At 55.1% G+C, this 16497-nt stretch carries 16 protein-coding genes; 10 read left to right on the top strand and 6 right to left on the bottom strand.

From position 1 onward, the window contains the following. Positions 1–123: 123 nt before the first annotated feature. A complete protein-coding gene (locus NM686_RS19685) occupies positions 124–477 on the bottom strand; it encodes a hypothetical protein (protein ID WP_255189518.1) in 354 nt (117 codons plus the stop codon). A gap of 613 nt (positions 478–1090) precedes the next feature. Here NM686_RS19685 and moaA point away from each other — a divergent pair. From moaA to NM686_RS19660, 5 genes are read left to right on the top strand one after another with little or no spacing between them, the layout of a single operon-like run. Continuing rightward, positions 1091–2098 carry a GTP 3',8-cyclase MoaA gene (gene moaA, locus NM686_RS19680; RefSeq protein ID WP_255189517.1) on the top strand — a complete coding sequence of 336 codons (1008 nt, stop codon included), beginning with the start codon at positions 1091–1093 and terminating at the stop codon, positions 2096–2098. Between the two features lie 16 nt (positions 2099–2114). Next, positions 2115–2480 carry a YajD family HNH nuclease gene (locus NM686_RS19675; protein ID WP_255189516.1) on the top strand — a complete coding sequence of 122 codons (366 nt, stop codon included), beginning with the start codon at positions 2115–2117 and terminating at the stop codon, positions 2478–2480. Further along, entirely contained in the window at positions 2473–3045 is a 573-nt protein-coding gene (locus tag NM686_RS19670) for a DNA-3-methyladenine glycosylase I (protein ID WP_255189515.1), read from the top strand. Before NM686_RS19675 ends, NM686_RS19670 begins: the two co-directional genes overlap by 8 nt. Next, on the top strand, positions 3042–3533 hold the full coding sequence (locus NM686_RS19665; RefSeq protein WP_255189514.1) for a HugZ family pyridoxamine 5'-phosphate oxidase: 492 nt from the start codon (positions 3042–3044) through the stop codon (positions 3531–3533). The genes NM686_RS19670 and NM686_RS19665 overlap by 4 nt, the downstream gene beginning before the upstream one ends. Before the next feature lie 12 nt (positions 3534–3545). Continuing rightward, a complete protein-coding gene (locus NM686_RS19660) occupies positions 3546–6845 on the top strand; it encodes an EAL domain-containing protein (RefSeq protein WP_255189513.1) in 3300 nt (1099 codons plus the stop codon). On the opposite strand, the gene NM686_RS19655 is transcribed toward NM686_RS19660, so the two are convergent. Next, on the bottom strand, positions 6842–7768 hold the full coding sequence (locus tag NM686_RS19655; protein WP_255189512.1) for a lytic transglycosylase domain-containing protein: 927 nt from the start codon (positions 7766–7768) through the stop codon (positions 6842–6844). The genes NM686_RS19660 and NM686_RS19655 overlap by 4 nt on opposite strands. 370 nt (positions 7769–8138) lie before the next feature. Here NM686_RS19655 and NM686_RS19650 point away from each other — a divergent pair, with 370 nt between their 5' ends. Further along, positions 8139–8933: a DUF2797 domain-containing protein gene (locus NM686_RS19650; RefSeq protein WP_255189511.1), complete on the top strand. Its 795-nt coding sequence runs from the start codon at positions 8139–8141 to the stop codon at positions 8931–8933. Positions 8934–8991: 58 nt separating this feature from the next. Here NM686_RS19650 and NM686_RS19645 read toward each other — a convergent pair whose 3' ends face one another. The 3 genes from NM686_RS19645 to NM686_RS19635 all read right to left on the bottom strand — a co-directional run bounded on the left by NM686_RS19645 (position 8992) and on the right by NM686_RS19635 (position 10848). After that, on the bottom strand, positions 8992–9561 hold the full coding sequence (locus NM686_RS19645; RefSeq protein WP_255189510.1) for a hypothetical protein: 570 nt from the start codon (positions 9559–9561) through the stop codon (positions 8992–8994). 218 nt (positions 9562–9779) lie between these two features. Continuing rightward, on the bottom strand, positions 9780–10277 hold the full coding sequence (locus NM686_RS19640) for a DNA-deoxyinosine glycosylase (protein ID WP_255189509.1): 498 nt from the start codon (positions 10275–10277) through the stop codon (positions 9780–9782). Between the two features lie 4 nt (positions 10278–10281). Further along, positions 10282–10848, bottom strand: a complete 567-nt coding sequence (locus NM686_RS19635; protein WP_255189508.1) for a Smr/MutS family protein — start codon at positions 10846–10848, stop codon at positions 10282–10284. A gap of 64 nt (positions 10849–10912) precedes the next feature. Between NM686_RS19635 and surE the strand changes: the two genes are divergently transcribed. The 4 genes from surE (at position 10913) to NM686_RS19615 (ending at position 13802) form a co-directional block, all read left to right on the top strand. Next, positions 10913–11662, top strand: coding sequence for a 5'/3'-nucleotidase SurE (gene surE / locus NM686_RS19630; protein ID WP_255189507.1), 750 nt, complete (start codon positions 10913–10915; stop codon positions 11660–11662). A gap of 2 nt (positions 11663–11664) precedes the next feature. Then, on the top strand, positions 11665–12327 hold the full coding sequence (locus tag NM686_RS19625; RefSeq protein ID WP_255189506.1) for a protein-L-isoaspartate(D-aspartate) O-methyltransferase: 663 nt from the start codon (positions 11665–11667) through the stop codon (positions 12325–12327). Positions 12328–12415: 88 nt separating this feature from the next. Beyond that, positions 12416–12901, top strand: coding sequence for a GNAT family N-acetyltransferase (locus NM686_RS19620; protein WP_255190454.1), 486 nt, complete (start codon positions 12416–12418; stop codon positions 12899–12901). A 46-nt stretch (positions 12902–12947) separates the two neighbouring features. Then, positions 12948–13802, top strand: coding sequence for a DUF3014 domain-containing protein (locus NM686_RS19615; protein ID WP_255189505.1), 855 nt, complete (start codon positions 12948–12950; stop codon positions 13800–13802). Between the two features lie 82 nt (positions 13803–13884). Here the strand turns inward: NM686_RS19615 and clpB are convergent, their stop codons facing one another. Continuing rightward, entirely contained in the window at positions 13885–16458 is a 2574-nt protein-coding gene (gene clpB, locus NM686_RS19610; protein WP_255189504.1) for an ATP-dependent chaperone ClpB, read from the bottom strand. Positions 16459–16497: the final 39 nt, after the last annotated feature.

The following is a 16497-nucleotide window of genomic DNA, read 5'->3' as shown; positions in this document are numbered from 1 at the left end:
CAATGAAATCAATGGCTTGTGTGGAATGAGCGGGTTGCAAGTGTGGCGGCAATGCCGGCAAGGATGTCGGCGTCGGTCGGCGCGCGTGACGGAGAGTGTAGACCTGATGTTTCCGGCCTGCGCTCAATAACGGAAATTGAGGTCACATTTGCCGACCACACGGCTGGTCAATGAAGTTTCCGCGCTGTCAATGTCACTGACATCCATGCCGCAACCAAGGTTGGCGGGTCTTGATTCCTGTTTTCGATTCAGCAGCGCCGCATCCTGCGCGTGTTTGGGCTTGTTCAAGCTGTGATGGTCATTGGCGCCGGCATCCAGCCATTCATCCGAAAGCGTCAAGACTAATTCATCGGGTTGCGTAAAGGTTTCCGCCGGCGGTGGTTCTGCATTGGCTGTAAGCCCTATACAGCAGAGCAAGCCGATTAAAATCGGTCTGTTTTTTAGGATGCTCCGATAAAAAAAATCAACGGTTTTCATGATTTTTCTCCCGTTAGTTCTCGGCTGTATTAGGTTTAGCCGATAGTCTGGTAAATTGCAATCCGCGGCCGCTTTTTTCGGTTGTAGATGGTTGCCATGGTCAGTTCATACGATAAGGATGACGGATAGCGGGAACCAACCGCCGACATCGGTGCTCAATGACTCAGCCGCGCGGGAATGAGAAGCCGACGCGATTCAGCGACAGATTTAAAAAGACCAGTAGTCCAGGAAATACACGCAAATGATCAGCAAGTTGTTAAGAAATAGGTGAGAAATGAGCTCGGCAATGGTATGTGCGAATTCATTCGCACTGTGCGGATAAATCCGTACCTGCGCCGAATATTTGCATGGGTTATTTCATGTTTATTCAACCTTATGCGCTCACCGATAGGGTTTCACCATTGATTATGGTTGCTGCTTGAAATTTTTCGTGATTTTTGTGTCTTTCGTGGATCAAACGCTTTTGACCCCCAGTCGGAACTCTGGCGTGCAATAACTTCAGCTATTGCCGAATAGTGCTGGTTTTTTTACTTTTCATGCGGACATATGCGGCGTTTTCAGCGGTTTGACCGTGCTGTGTTACCATTTCCAGGTTTATTTTTTAAGCATGCCCATGACTGATTCTGCTCAATCCCATCGACTCGTCGATCGCTTCGGTCGCGTGGTCAATTATTTGCGAGTATCGATTACCGATCGCTGTGATTTTCGCTGTGTTTATTGCATGGCGGAAGACATGGTGTTTCTGCCGCGCAGCCAGATTTTGAGCTTGGAGGAAATCCATTTCATCTGTCAGGCGTTTGTCGAATTGGGCGTCTCTAAAATCCGCATTACCGGCGGCGAGCCCCTGGTGCGCAACGGTGCGTTGGATTTATTGCAACAGCTCGGCCGTATCCCTGGCCTGAATGAACTGGTGATGACCAGCAATGGCTCCAAATTGGCGACGATGGCGAGAGATTTGCGCGCCGCCGGCGTCAAACGCATCAACATCAGCCTCGATACGTTGGACCCTGTCAAATTCAAGGTCCTGACCCGTACCGGCGATTTGGAAAATGTGCTGAAGGGCATCAACGCGGCTCGTGAAGCCGAGTTTGAACGTATCAAAATCAATGCGGTGGTTTTGAAAGGCCGCAACCATCTTGAAGTCTGCGATTTGGTGCAATTCGCCGTCGATCGCGGCATCGACATCAGCTTCATCGAAGAAATGCCGCTGGGTGTGGTTGATAAGCATGATCGCGCCGAAGCCTATTATCCCAGCCATTTGATCAGACAGGATTTGCTGCAACGCTTCGATCTGCAGGCCATTGCGGACAAAACCGGCGGCCCTTCGGATTATTTTCGCGTCGTCGGCAGCGATAGCCGGGTGGGTTTCATCTCGCCGCACAGCGCCAATTTTTGTGCCAGTTGCAATCGCGTGCGCTTGACCGCGGAAGGGCGGTTGTTACTCTGTCTCGGCAACGAGCATTCGATCGATTTGAAAGCCGTGGTAAGACAGCATCCCGGCGATATGGCCGCGCTAAAGCAGGCTATCATTGACGCGATGCAAATCAAACCCGAAAAACACGAATTCAATATCCATGAACAACCCGTCATTCTGCGCCACATGAGCGTTACCGGCGGTTGATAAACGGAGCCGAACCATGACCGACAACAAAGCCTACCATATCGTCGCCGAAGCCCGGCGCTACAAGGAAGAACGGGAAAAGGGCTATCGCGAGCAAGCCTTGAAACTGTTTCCCTGGATTTGCGGCCGCTGCGCGCGCGAATTCGACCATAAAAACCTGCGCGAACTGACCGTGCATCATGTCGATCACAATCACGACAACAACCCGACCGATGGCAGCAACTGGGAGCTTCTGTGTTTGTACTGTCACGATAACGAACACCAGCGTTTCGAGGAACAGGTGCGCTACGGCGGCAAAGCTAGTTCCGATGGCAAGGGCCCTGTCGCCACCTTCAATCCCTTCGCCGATCTGAAGAAAATGCTGCAAAAGACGGATGACTAAATGTCGCTGGGCGCTCGCCAGCGCCAACGAGGAGCGCTATCACGACCTGGAATGGGGCGTACCGCTACACGACGATCGCAAGTTATTCGAATTCCTGATCCTGGAAGGCGCGCAAGCCGGATTGAGCTGGCGCACCATTCTGGACAAGCGCGAGGCTTACCGGCGGGCTTTTGACGACTTCGATGCCGAAAAAATTGCGGCTTATGACGCCGTTAAATTAGAGGCATTGCTGAATGACTCCGGCATCGTGCGCAATCGCTTGAAAATTCAGGCCGCCGTCATCAATGCCAGGGCCTTTTTGCAGGTGCGCGAGCAGTTTGGTGGATTCGCTGCCTATATCTGGGGCTTTGTCGACGGTAACCCGATACAGCATCAATGGCGCACGCATGCCGAGTTGCCGGCTTTCAGCGCCGAATCGGAGCGCATGAGCAAGGATTTGCGGCAACGCGGTTTCAAATTCGTCGGCAAGACGATTTGCTATGCCTACATGCAGGCCGTGGGCATGGTCAACGACCACACCATCGACTGCTATCGCCATTCCCAGTTAACTAATTTGCACCCATGATGGAAACCGAGCTTGAAGTCCTGCAAGCGGCCTGCGATCGCCTGATCGCCAGCCGGCAAACCTTGTTGTTGGCCAGTCGGGACGCGGATGGCAACGCCGACATCAGTTATGCGCCTTATTTGAGGACGGACGGAAGCTTTTATATTTTCGTCAGTGAACTGGCGAAACACACGAAAAATCTATTGGCTCATCCGCAGGCTTCCATCATGTTCATCGAAGACGAGGCCGACGCTGGCAATCCATTCGCGCGCCGGCGCTTGACGCTGGAATGCCGGGCGAGGGAAATCCCCAAAACCCATTCCGAGCATCAGCGAATTCTGCAAGCCATGGCGGAAAAATTCGGCGACATCATCGGATTGTTGACAAGCTTGCCGGATTTTCACCTGCTGGCCTTGAGCCCCAATCAAGGCCAATTCGTTGCGGGTTTTGGCAAGGCTTTTGCGGTCGATGCGCAAATAACCTTGCAAGCTCCGTTGCGGCGAAATTAGGGCGGAGACGGCATGGACAAACTGCAAAAGCGGATTTGGCTGAATCTGATAGCGGCCGTTGCTTATTTTATCGGCGGGTGGCTGGGTACTTTGCTGGCGACGCCGCTGACCAATATCAGTCCGGTTTGGCCTGCGGCCGGCGTGGCGTTGGCGGCAATGCTGAGTTATCGCACGGCTGTCTTGCCCGGTATTTTTATCGGGGCATTGACGGCTCAATTTTACGCGTTTCTCGATGTTTCCAGCCTCGAAAGGATTGTCGAGTCCTTGGGTATCGGAGCCATGGCCAGCATTGGCTCCTGTCTGCAGGCTTGGTTCGGCCTGTGGCTGTTTGAACGCTGGATTGGAAAGCAGGACGCCTTGATCGAGGACGGCAAGATCCTGCGCTTCTTCTTGCTGATAGTGATCAGTTGCCTGTTGGCTCCGACGGTGGGTGTACTGTCTCTTTACAGTCGCGATGTCATCAGCGTGCATCACTTGGCCGGCAGCTGGAGTACGTGGTGGGCTGGCGATGCCATTGGCGCGGCTACCGTCACGCCGTTACTGCTATTGTTCGTGGGACGGCCCCGGCCTATTTGGCAGGCCCGCCGCCGCTTCGTGCTTTATCCGTTGTTGCTGGTGATCGTGTTGGTCGTGGGGGCCTTTGAATTCAGCCGCCGCCAGGATGATTTGCGTCTGGAAAATCTGTTCGCTCGCCAAGTTCAGCTGTTGCACACGACGATAGAGGAGCACTTGCGCGACCATGTAGCAACCAACATGGCGTTGAGATCCTTTTTCGACAGCTCCGAAACCGTATCGCGCGAGGAATTCATCAGTTTTTCCGAGTCCATTCGTCACCAGCACAGCGGCATTCTGGAATGGACGCAGCGTGTCGGCCGGGCCGAGCGCGCGCGCTGGGAGCAGGTCAACGGCAGGCCGATTCGCCAATTGACCGGCAAACAGGATTTGAAGCTTGCGGATGCGAGTGGCTTGTATTTTCCCGTCACCTATGTCGTGCCGCAAGCCGGCAATGAACGAGCGCTGGGCTATGACATCAGCAGCAATCCGCAAGTCGCCCCGGTGGTATTCAAGGCCATCGACACCGGCGAAATGTTGGCGACCGGGCCGGTGCATTTGATCCAGGACACGGATGACAAAAGGAGTAGCGTCATCTATGCCCCGGTCTACGCCAAACATCGACCTTTGCAGACTGTGGAAGAGCGACGCGCGGCTTTTGTGGGATTTGTCGCTACGGCATTTCGCATCGAGAATGACATGCAAGCGATCTTGAGCTGGCTGGGCCGCAATCAACTGCAGCTGTTGCTGAATATTTACGATCAAGATCAGCTGATTTACAGCAACCTGCCACCCGACTTTCACCGGAATCCAAGCTCTGCCAAGTTCGGCGCCAGCCGAAACATAGAATTTGCCGGGCGTCACTGGCGGCTGTATTTTCTGCCGGCGGCGGAATTTTTTCATTTACAGCAGTCGCCTTTGAGCGGCTGGCTGTTGCTAGGCGGCTTTTTACTGAGCGGGCTGACGGCCTTCGGTTTGTTATTGCTGACCGGGCGCACCGCGCGGGTCGAGGATTTGGTGGCGGCGCGTACCGTCGATTTGTCGCGCAGCAACGCCGCCTTGAATCAGGAAATCGCGTTGCGCCGGCGGCATGAAAACGAATTGCGGGTCGCGGCCACTACCTTCGAGTCGCATGAGGCCATCCTGGTGACCGATGCCGAGGGCAGTATCCTGAAAGTCAACAAGGCTTTTACCGAGATAACGGGCTACGGTGCCGAAGAGGTCATAGGCCAGAACCCGCGCTTGTTGTCGTCTGGCAGGCACGAGAGGGATTTTTTTCTGCAAATGTATCGGGCTTTGGCGAAGAACAATCAGTGGAAAGGCGAAATCTGGAATCGGCGCAAGAATGGGGAGCTATATCCGGAGTTGCTGACGATTACCGGCGTGCGCGACGATCAAAACCGGCTGACGCATTATGTGGCGATTTTTTCCGATATCAGCGCGCAAAAGGCCGCGGAGAAGGAAATTCACCATCTGGCTTTTTATGACCCCTTGACTAATCTGCCCAACCGGCGGCTGTTGCTGGACAGGTTGCAGCACGAAATTGCCGCCGCCAAGCGCCAGCATTGTTATGGGGCCTTGTTTTTCCTGGATTTGGATCACTTTAAAAACCTGAACGATTCGCGCGGGCATCAGGTTGGCGATGAACTGTTGGTGCAGGTGGCGCAGCGTTTGAAGTCCATCATTCGCGACGAAGATACCGCGTGTCGTCTGGGGGGCGACGAGTTCATCGTCCTGATGCCGGGGCGTCTTTTTGATTTGCACCAGGCGACCAATCATGCCGCCATGCTGGCGGAAAAAATCCTGCTGGCCATCAATCAGCCCTTCGTCGTACAGGGTAGCGAACACCATTTTTCCACCAGCATCGGCGTGACGCTGTATCCCGAAACCATCGAGCACCCGGAAGACGTGATTCAGCAAGCCGATACCGCGATGTATCGCGCGAAGGAAGGCGGCCGCAATGGCATCAGCTTCTATCGGCCTTCGATGCAAGAGGCGGCCGACAAGCGGCTGACGATGGAAAAAGAAATGCGCAAGGCGCTACAGGACGGGCAATTCGTGCTGTATTACCAGCCGCAGGTGGATATGCAGAACAAGCGCGTGGCCAGTGCGGAAGCCTTGATTCGTTGGCTGCATCCGGAAAAAGGCATGATTTCGCCGCTGGATTTCATTCCGTTGGCGGAAGACACCCAATTGATTCAACCTATCGGTGCCTGGGTGTTAAGGGAGGCTTGCCGGCAAATCAAGGCATGGGACAGGTTGGGCCATCGGATCGATCATGTCGCGGTCAACGTCAGTTCCAGACAATTTCGCCAAAGCAGTTTCGTTCAGCAAGTCAGACTGGCTTTACTGGATGCCGGTATCGGCGCCGAGCGCCTGGTCATAGAGCTGACCGAGGGCTGCGTGATCGAGGATATCGACGACACCATCGCCAAGATGCATGCCTTGCAAGTGATGGGCGTCCGTATCTCTATCGACGATTTCGGCATTGGCTACTCGTCGTTGTCTTATCTGAAAAGCCTGCCGCTGAGTCAGTTGAAAATCGACCAAAGCTTTGTGCGGCACATCGACGATCCCAACGCCGCCGTGATCGTCGAAACCATCATCATGATGGCGAAGAGCCTTGGTCTGAATGTCATCGCCGAAGGCGTGGAAACCCAGGCGCAGATCGACTTCTTGAGTGCCAAACGATGCCTGTTTTTTCAGGGCTTTTATTTCGGTAAGCCGGTGGCGTCGCACGAGTTTGTTTTTAGGCTTTAAAACAGCGTGGTCAAGCCGGGAATGCCGACGCGCTGAATATGCACCGCATTGTCGCCGTCTTGATAAGCCAGTAATCCGCCATCCTGCCGCCATAGTTTAAAGGCCAGGGCATAAGACAACACCCGTATCGGATAGTCGCGCGGCAATTGCTGCAGATAGGGCTGCATGCTGATGAAGTCGTCGGCGCCATATTGTTGCATGATGAATCTGAGGCCGCCGTTGCGCGGGCCAATGTTATAGGCCAATAACCCGAGGAAGAGATCGTCTTTCATTTCCGCCCAGTAATACTTCAGCGTCGCGGCGGCGATAAAGGCGTTATGCCGCGGATTCGTCAGTTCCAGCTGCTTGACATTGAGTCGTTCGCTGGCTTGCTGCCAAATGTGCTTGGGCACCGCCGTGATCTGGAACAGGCCTTGGCCGCCGTCGTGGCTGGGGCGCGGCAGGAATGACGATTCCGTTGCGGCGATGCCGTTCAGGATGTTTTCGTCCAAACCAAACGCCTCTGCAGCCTGTTGAATGTCGCGCTGATAGGGCTCGGCGCGCGTTATCATTTTCTGCAACAGGGCTTGGTCATGACGGCGATAAGCCGCATAGACTTGATGAGCCAGGGTAGTTCTCGCCGCCTGCTGTTTGCCGCCGACCAGGCTGCGAAAATCGCTGAACACTTGCTGAGAGCCGTCATGGCTCGCGAACCAGATCAACCCAAGGCTCAGCGCCAAGGACAAGATCGCCGGCAGCGCAATCAAGCGCTGGCGCAGCCAGGGGCGCCACTTCAGCCAGCCCAGCAGCAATGCCGCGGCAACGATTACCCAACAGGCCATACCGGCGGCAAAAGGCAAGATATTGTTGAACAAGCTCAAACCCGAGAACGCATTGGCGGATGAACCCAGCGCCAGCATCGTGCCCAGCAAAGCGCTGACCATCAGCCCGCTCCATTCCACGCTAATCAAAAGCAGATTGGTCCGGTTCCAGAACGGCTGCTTCGGCGGGCGCTTCCGAGCTACGCTTTTTCGCGGTTTGTGGCTGGTTTGGGGAATGCGCGGGCGCTGCGGCTTGGTGTCGGTGCGGGCTGGTTTTTTTGGTCGAGATTGCGAAGATGTTGGACGGCTGGCCAAATTAAAATCCATTGGCTAGATGAAATCGGCGGCAATCGCTTGGTACGGGGGATAAAAAAACGGGCCCGTCTGGAAAAAAGACATTCACTTCCGCCTTGTACAAATCAAAAACGCTGTCATTATAGCCGACTGATTTAACGAGACCGAGATTGACATCGTGCAGGGCTGTTTGGAAAAAATGACGACGCAACTGGCGGAGCCGGTGCAATACCGTTTGCCGGTTGGCGAGGCCGAACTGGAGCTGAATCCCTTGTTGGGGCAATCCATGCAATTGCGCTACACAGGGCAAATCTTTTGCGTGCATTGCCAAAAAAAGACCAATAAAAGCTTTAACCAGGGGTATTGTTACCCATGCTTTATCAAGCTGGCGCAATGCGACCTGTGCATCATGAAGCCGGAAACCTGCCATTACGCCGACGGCACCTGTCGCGAGCCGAGCTGGGGCGAAGAATTCTGCTTTCAGCCGCATATCGTCTATCTGGCCAATTCTTCCGGCATCAAGGTGGGGATTACCCGCAAGTCGCAAATTCCGACGCGCTGGATAGACCAGGGCGCCGTGCAAGCCTTGCCGGTGTTTGAGGTGTTGTCCCGGCATGTGTCGGGTCTGGTGGAAGTGGCCTTGGCTGAACATGTCAGCGATAAAACCAGTTGGCAGCAGATGCTGAAAAACAACGTGCAACCCTTGGATTTGCCGGCATTGCGCGACGAGTTGCTGGCAACATGCAGCGACAGTCTGGCTGCTGTTGTGGAGCAATTTGGCGCGGAGGCATTGCAGTTTTTGCGCGATGCCAAGCCCTCCGAGATTCGTTATCCGGTGCAGCAATATCCCGTCAAGGTCAAGTCCTTCAATTTCGATAAGAACCCGCTGATTTCAGGCGTGCTGCAAGGCATCAAAGGGCAGTATTTGATATTCGATACCGGTGTGATCAATATCCGCAAGTTTGCGGGTTACGAGGTGGAGGTGTCGGTTTGACGGCTGCCGTAACCAAGGCCATCGCCGAAAACAGGCCCTGGCTTTTCCAAGAATGGGCTTACGCCAATTTCCTGAGGCCCAGCAAACTCAATATGCCCGTGACAAAGAGGGCAAGGCCGTTCGGTAACGGGATGGTGGCTGGCCTTACGGTGATCGCGGGAATGGCCTGCGAGTCCAAGGTTACCCCGTCGCTACGTTCCAGATAGGAATCTCCAGATCCCATTTGTCCCCATACGTAATAGAGGGCTTCACTGTCTTCGCTATAGGCGCCCAAGTCGAAATAATCTTCAAACGCCATCGTGCCGGGGTTGAATGTAAACTGTAGATACTCGTAGGAAACCACGCCATCTTGTACATTCGTGGTATTGAATAGAAGATTGTCAAAGGGATCGTAAAAGCTAATGTCAAGATGGTCCAAACCGTTGTTGAAGCCGCCGTCATAGTTGCTACCTTTGGCGGATATGGATTCGAGCGTATCGTTATAAGTAAAAGTTCCAGACGCTTTGTAGCCGCCGTCGCCCAGCCAATGGAATTCGGCCGACGCCAGACTTGAGTGGGCGATATTCGGCGCGCAGATGCTGCAAGCCATGACAACGATGGCGACAGATTGAGTGAGTGGTTTCATCATGGGGCCTCGCAGCGGTATTGACTTAGAGATTCGCGTTAGCCGACAGGCTTTTTGCAAGTCAGTTTGGTTTTGTTTTCAAGATTTTGTCAAGCTCTTTGCGGGCAAGCTTTTGTTTATCGGGGTGAGGCTGCTTTTTCATGATCGTTAGTATCGCATAGGGGGGCCTAACAAAGCGCATCGAATGTCGCATGAGAGGCTTGTCGCGATTGATCGGCTTCTCAATCCATTAGCGCTTGCCAGGCAGCCAGTTTTTGCGAATAACTCATCGCCGCGTGCGCCGGACTGGTGGATGGGAGTCTTTGTAGCGTCAACGCTGGATTGACTAGCTGCGGCAGCACCAGGCGGCGAAAGGCGTGCTCGGCGGTGGCGCCGTTGAAAAACACCCGGTCTATCTTGGGGTGGCTGGCAAAAAAAACATTGAAGTCGTTGACGACAATGGTGTTTTTGTCGATGGCCGCATCCAGGCTGCCCGGCCGATAACAGGATTGCATGACGTCCCACAGGGCAATATGTGCCGTCAGCAGGGCTTGGGTTTTGCTGCGGTAATCTTGTAGCGGTCCGCAGTTCAACAGGTCGGCCATGATGCGCCAAAACAGGTTGCGAGGATGGGCGTAATATTCGTGGGCTTCCAGCGAGGCCTTGCCGGGGATGCTGCCCAGAATCAATAGGCGGGCGGCGGCATTGGCAATGGGTGGGAAACTCCGAATGTCGGCCATCGGCTTACAATTCGTCTTCCGGCTGGCCGAATTTGTCGGACAATTTCAGCAGCACATAGAGGGCGCCGGTGCCGCCGGCCCTGGGCGGCGTGGAGCAAAAAGCCAGCACGTCCTTGTGCTGGCGCAGCCATAAATTGATGTCGTTTTTCAGCACAGGCTGATTATCCGGCGAGTTGTAGCCTTTGCCATGTACGATTTGCACGCAGCGGCAGCCATCTTCCACGCAGTAATGCAAAAAACGCAATAACTGCTGCTGGGCTTGGCGACTGGTCAAACCATGCAGGTCTATGTCGGCATCCAGGCCGTAATAGCCTTTACGCAGTTTTTTCAGCACGCTTTTTTGTAACCCGGGGGCCAGAAAGCCGACCTTGTCTTCTTGAAACAGGGTTTCCAGGCTCTCGCCCACTTCATTCTGCAAGGGATCGACTTGTTCCAAGGGTTTGAATGCCGGCACCGGGCGCGGTTTTTTATCGGGCCTTAGATTCACCGTATTGGTGTCGACGCGCCGGACGTTGCCGACAGTGCTTCTGAACAAGGCGCTGTCGTCTGCGGAAGTGGTTTTTTTTCTCACGTAAGCTGCTGGTTTTGCGGTTTTTTTGCTAATATGCGGCAATTTTAAAGTGTTTCACGACAGTATGCACATTCTGATCAGCAACGACGATGGATATTTGGCTCAGGGCATTAATGCCCTGGCGAACGCGCTGGCGCAGCATGCCAAGGTGTCGGTCGTGTGTCCGGATAAAAACCGTAGCGCGGCCAGCAACTCGCTGACCCTGGATATGCCGCTGCGGGCGACGCTGTGCGACAACGGTTTCGTGCGCGTCGATGGTACCCCGACCGATTGCGTGCATTTGGCCATTACCGGACTATTGGAGCACGAGCCGGACATGGTGTTTGCCGGCATCAACCACGGCGCCAATCTGGGCGACGACGTCCTTTATTCCGGTACCGTGGCCGCGGCAACCGAGGGCCGTTTCCTCGGCTTGCCGGCGGTAGCAATTTCGCTGGTCGGCAGCGATCCCAAACATTTCGATACCGCCGCCGAGGTGGCCGTGACCTTGATGCGGAAAATTCAAGCCTATCCCTTGCCGCAAGATACCCTGTTGAACGTCAATGTGCCGGACTTGCCGCTAGACCAGATCAAAGGCTTGCTCTCGACGCGATTGGGGCAGCGGCATAAGGCTGAAGCCGTGATTCGCACCAACGATCCGCGCGGCCATACCATTTATTGGGTCGGGCCTCCGGGCTGCGAGCAGGATGCGGGGCCGGGCACCGATTTCGACGCCATACGCAATGGTTACGTGTCAATCACACCCTTACAACTGGATTTGACCCGCTACGACCGCATGGAAGGATTGCGCGAGTGGCTAGCATTGGAGACATGAGCATGAAGCGACGTTTGCAGGGTATGGGCATGACTTCGCGACGCACCCGGGAACGCATGATTAGCCGGCTTAGGCAGCAAGGGATTGGTAACGGCAAGGTGCTGGCGGTGATGTCGGAAATCCCTCGTCACGTCTTCGTCGACGAGGCTTTGGAAAGCCGGGCTTATGAAGATACGGCCCTGCCGATAGGGCACAATCAAACCATCTCCCAGCCTTACATCGTGGCCAAGATGACCGCATTGCTGATGCAAAATCGCGCGCTGGGCAAGGTGTTAGAAATCGGCACTGGCTGCGGTTACCAAACCGCGATTTTGGCAAAGTTGGCCGAACAGGTTTATTCGGTCGAACGCATCGCCCCATTGATGAAAAAAGCCCGTGACTTGCTGTGGGAGCTGGACATCAAAACCGTGGGCTTCAAACACAGCGACGGTGGCTGGGGCTGGCCGGAGCATGCCCCCTACGACTCGATACTGGCGGCGGCGGCTCCGAGCGAGATTCCAGAGGCCTTGTTACAGCAATTGGCCGTCGGCGGGGTCATGGTGATTCCTATCGGCACCGAAACGCGTCAGGAATTGCATCGCATCACGCGTAGCGAAGACGGTTTTATCGACGAAATCATCGAACCCGTGACCTTCGTGCCGTTTTTGTCCGGTGTGAGCCATTAACGTCGTCGATACGAGGTCCCTGCCAGGGAAATCTGCTTTGTAAGGCGTTCCTACGACCAAACTCATTTTGGAAAGCGAGGGCAGCGTGATGGACATCGTCCCTTTTTCAGCTGACTATCAAGCCGGCGTGATAGCCCTGATTCTGCCGATTCAACAACATGAATTCGGTCTTCCGCTCACGCTGCAAGATCAACCCGACTTACTGAATATCCCCGCGTCTTATCAACACGCTGCCGGCAACTTTTGGCTGGCGCTGCAGGATGCGCGCGTCATTGGTAGCATCGCCTTATTGGACATAGGCGATGGCCAAGGCGTGGTGCGCAAGATGTTCGTCGCCGCGCCGTTTCGCGGTAGTCAACACGGCGTTGCCGGGCGGTTGTTGGATACGCTGTTGTGTTGGTGCCAGCAAAAACACATGCGGGAGATTTATCTGGGCACGACGGAGCAATTCAAATCCGCTCAGCGTTTTTATCGGAAAAACGGCTTTATCGAAATCGACAAACAGGCTTTACCGGCCAGATTTCCTCTGATGGCGGTCGACAGTGTGTTTTTCGCCAAACGGATAGAGGTTTGAGGCATCGTGACAGGCTGCTGGTTGGAAAGGCAAAAAGGGGGCTGCAATGGGGCGTTATGATCAAACAGACAGCAAAAAATCGAACGGCTTGGTAATAGGCGCGATTGGCGTGCTGTTACTGGCGGGCGGCTGGCTGTATCTTGACCGAACTGAGCAACGCGCGGCAGAGCCTGAAATCAAACAGATCGAACTGCCGCTTGCGTCCGACACCGTCCAGGCAGACCAGCAGACGGCCGATCAGTTGGCAATAGAGCAAGCACCAACAGACCCGCCTGATTTCGCGATTCAGGCCTCGCCTGCTGTAGCGCAGCCTTTGCCGGAGCTTGCCGATAGCGACGAAATGATGCGCCAAGCCATGCTCGGCGTATCTCCGCAACTGGCGCCCTGGTTGGCGACGGACCAATTGATCAAAAAATACCTGATCATCGCCAATGACTTTTCGCAAGGTTTGTGGCTGGAAAAACACAGGCAATTTTTGCAGCCACCCGCAGCCTTCAGCGTGCAACAAACCGATAACGGATCAGTGATTGCCGAGGCAAGCTACCGCCGTTATGACAGCCTGGCGCAGGCTATCGATGGCATCGATGCCAGGGCGGCCATAATGGCATATCAAAAATTCAAGCCCTTGTTGTCGCAGGTTTTTGATCAATTTGGCTACCCGCCGGAGCGACCGATGGACGACCTGTTTTTGAAAGCCGCGGCGCAAATCCTGGCGGCACCGATCATCGAACAGCCGATCCCAGTGGTCAGGCCGTCGGTGTTTTACAAGTTTGCCGATGCAGAACTGGAAAAACTAAACCCCGTCGCTAAATTGATGTTGCGCATGGGGCCGGAAAATACCCGTTTGATTCAACGGAAAACCAAGCAGTTAGCGCAAGAACTGAGCAACGCGAGAGAGTAAAACCAACGGTGCGATTAAGCTTCAGGTGCCGGGTTACGACGCTTGCTAGCCGATGCGGTCGTCGTAACCCGTAACCGTTGATTTATTTACTGAACGTCAACCCATCGGTGGCCTTGTCCACTTTGATCATGTCACCCGGCATGAAACGGCCGGACAACAACTCGTTGGCCAGCGGGTTTTCCAGTTGCCGTTGAATCGCCCGCTTCAACGGACGGGCGCCGTAGACTGGATCGAAGCCGGCTTCGCCGAGCAAATCCAGTGCCGATTCGCTGATTTCCAGACCAATTTCTTTTTCCTGCAACCGGCGGCGTAACAGTTCGATCTGGATTTTGCAGATCGCCCGAATCTGGCCCTGGCCGAGCGGATGGAAAACCACGGCTTCGTCGAGACGGTTGATGAATTCCGGGCGGAAATGTTGGCCGACGATTTCCATTACCGCGTCTTTCATGTTTGCGTAATTCTCCTCGCCGGCCAGCTCTTGAATGATGTGCGAGCCCAGGTTGGAGGTCATCACCACGACGGTGTTTTTAAAGTCCACCGTCCGGCCCTGGCCATCGGTCAGGCGGCCGTCGTCCAAGACTTGCAAAAGCACGTTGAACACGTCGGCGTGGGCTTTTTCGATTTCGTCCAGCAGAATGACCGAATAGGGTTTGCGGCGCACGGCTTCAGTTAAATAGCCGCCTTCCTCGTAACCGACGTAACCGGGAGGCGCGCCGATCAGGCGAGCCACAGAATGTTTCTCCATGAATTCCGACATGTCGATGCGGACCATGGCTTCTTCCGTGTCGAACATGAATTCGGCCAGGGCTTTGCATAATTCGGTTTTACCGACGCCGGTCGGGCCCAGGAATAGGAACGAGCCATTGGGCCGGTTGGGGTCGGACAGGCCGGCGCGGGAGCGGCGGATGGCGTTGCTGACGGCTTTCAAGGCCTCGGTCTGGCCGACCACGCGTCTGGCCAGTTCGTCTTCCATGCGCAAGAGTTTTTCGCGTTCGCCTTCCATCATTTTGGAAACCGGGATGCCGGTCCATTTCGAGACGACTTCGGCGATTTCCTCCTCGGTGACCTTGCTGCGCAATAATTTGGCTTCCTGCATTTCGGCTTGCGAAGCCAAGTCCAGTTCCTTTTCCAGCTTGGGGATTTCGCCGTATTGCAGTTCGGACATGCGGGTGTAGTCCTGCGCGCGGCGGGCGGCCTCCAGTTCCAATCGTGCATGTTCCAGGCGCTCCTTGATCGTGGCTGTGCCTTGCAGCGCGGCTTTCTCGGCCTTCCAGATTTCGTCGAGATCGGAATATTCCTTTTCCAGTTCGGCGATTTCCTCCTGCAAGGTTTCCAGGCGTTTTTTCGAGGCGGCGTCGGTTTCGTTTTTCATGGCTTCGCGCTCGATTTTCAGTTGAATCAAGCGCCTATCCAGCTTATCCATCGCCTCGGGCTTGGAATCCATTTCCATCCGAATGCGGCTGGCGGCTTCGTCGACCAAATCGATCGCCTTGTCCGGCAGCTGGCGGTCGGAGATGTAGCGGTGCGACAATGTGGCGGCGGCGACGATGGCCGGGTCGGTGATGTCGACGCTGTGATGGATTTCGTAACGTTCCTTGAGGCCGCGCAAAATCGCGATGGTGTCTTCGACATTGGGCTCGTCGACCAACACTTTTTGAAAGCGGCGTTCCAGGGCGGCGTCCTTTTCGATGTATTTGCGGTATTCATCCAGCGTGGTAGCGCCGACGCAATGCAGCTCGCCGCGCGCCAGGGCCGGTTTCAGCATGTTGCCGGCATCCATCGCCCCTTCGGCCTTGCCCGCGCCGACCATGGTGTGCAACTCGTCGATGAACAGAATCACCTGGCCTTCCAGTTTGGCGATGTCGTTCAGCACCGCTTTCAGACGTTCCTCGAATTCGCCGCGGAATTTGGCGCCGGCGATCAGGGCCGCCATATCCAGAGCCAACAATTGCTTGCCTTTGATCCCTTCCGGCACTTCGCCATTGACGATGCGTTGCGCCAAGCCTTCGACGATCGCGGTCTTGCCGACGCCGGGTTCGCCAATCAAGACCGGGTTGTTCTTGGTGCGGCGTTGCAGGACTTGTATCGTGCGGCGGATTTCGTCGTCGCGGCCGATCACGGGGTCGAGCTTGCCTTGTTCGGCGCGTTCGGTCAGGTTGATGGTGTATTTTTTCAGGGCTTGGCGCTGGTCTTCGGCGCTGGCGTCGTTGACGGTCTGGCCGCCGCGCAGATTGTCTATGGCTTTTTCGACGGCCGCGGTCGTAACGCCGGCCTTCTTCAGAAGGTTTTGCAAGGTGCCGGTGGTTTCCAGTGTCGCCAGCAGGAACAATTCGCTGGAGATATAGGCGTCCTTGCGCTTTTGCGCCAATTTGTCGGTCAAATTCAGCATCCGTGACAATTCGTTGGAAATTTGCACGTCGCCGCCGGCGCCGGACACGCTGGCCAGTCTATCGATTTCCTTGAGCAAATCGCCTCGCAACGCATTGACCTGAATGCCGATTTGTTGCAACAAGGGCTTGACGCTGCCGCCTTCCTGGTCGATCAATGCCAGCATCACGTGCAGCGGTTCGATGAATTGATGGTCTTTGCCCAGGGCAAGACTCTGCGCGTCGCCGAGTGCTTGCTGGAATTTGCTGGTGAGTTTATCCATTCGCATGTTGATACCTCTAAAAAATGGGATGTTGCCGCTGAGATG

Source organism: Methylomonas rapida (assembly GCF_024360925.2).
Taxonomy (GTDB): Bacteria; Pseudomonadota; Gammaproteobacteria; order Methylococcales; family Methylomonadaceae; genus Methylomonas; species Methylomonas rapida.
Note: the sequence above shows the minus strand (reverse complement) of the source record. Positions and strands in the feature narration are given on the sequence as shown.

Bases quoted from the DNA above. Each gene is read 5' to 3' on its own strand.
- NM686_RS19685 (WP_255189518.1), bottom strand. From the start codon at position 477: ATGAAAACCGTTGATTTTTTTTATCGGAGCATCCTAAAAAACAGACCG.
- moaA (WP_255189517.1), top strand. From the start codon at position 1,091: ATGACTGATTCTGCTCAATCCCATCGACTCGTCGATCGCTTCGGTCGC.
- NM686_RS19675 (WP_255189516.1), top strand. From the start codon at position 2,115: ATGACCGACAACAAAGCCTACCATATCGTCGCCGAAGCCCGGCGCTAC.
- NM686_RS19670 (WP_255189515.1), top strand. From the start codon at position 2,473: ATGACTAAATGTCGCTGGGCGCTCGCCAGCGCCAACGAGGAGCGCTAT.
- NM686_RS19665 (WP_255189514.1), top strand. From the start codon at position 3,042: ATGATGGAAACCGAGCTTGAAGTCCTGCAAGCGGCCTGCGATCGCCTG.
- NM686_RS19660 (WP_255189513.1), top strand. From the start codon at position 3,546: ATGGACAAACTGCAAAAGCGGATTTGGCTGAATCTGATAGCGGCCGTT.
- NM686_RS19655 (WP_255189512.1), bottom strand. From the start codon at position 7,768: ATGGTCAGCGCTTTGCTGGGCACGATGCTGGCGCTGGGTTCATCCGCC.
- NM686_RS19650 (WP_255189511.1), top strand. From the start codon at position 8,139: ATGACGACGCAACTGGCGGAGCCGGTGCAATACCGTTTGCCGGTTGGC.
- NM686_RS19645 (WP_255189510.1), bottom strand. From the start codon at position 9,561: ATGATGAAACCACTCACTCAATCTGTCGCCATCGTTGTCATGGCTTGC.
- NM686_RS19640 (WP_255189509.1), bottom strand. From the start codon at position 10,277: ATGGCCGACATTCGGAGTTTCCCACCCATTGCCAATGCCGCCGCCCGC.
- surE (WP_255189507.1), top strand. From the start codon at position 10,913: ATGCACATTCTGATCAGCAACGACGATGGATATTTGGCTCAGGGCATT.
- NM686_RS19625 (WP_255189506.1), top strand. From the start codon at position 11,665: ATGAAGCGACGTTTGCAGGGTATGGGCATGACTTCGCGACGCACCCGG.
- NM686_RS19620 (WP_255190454.1), top strand. From the start codon at position 12,416: ATGGACATCGTCCCTTTTTCAGCTGACTATCAAGCCGGCGTGATAGCC.
- NM686_RS19615 (WP_255189505.1), top strand. From the start codon at position 12,948: ATGGGGCGTTATGATCAAACAGACAGCAAAAAATCGAACGGCTTGGTA.
- clpB (WP_255189504.1), bottom strand. From the start codon at position 16,458: ATGCGAATGGATAAACTCACCAGCAAATTCCAGCAAGCACTCGGCGAC.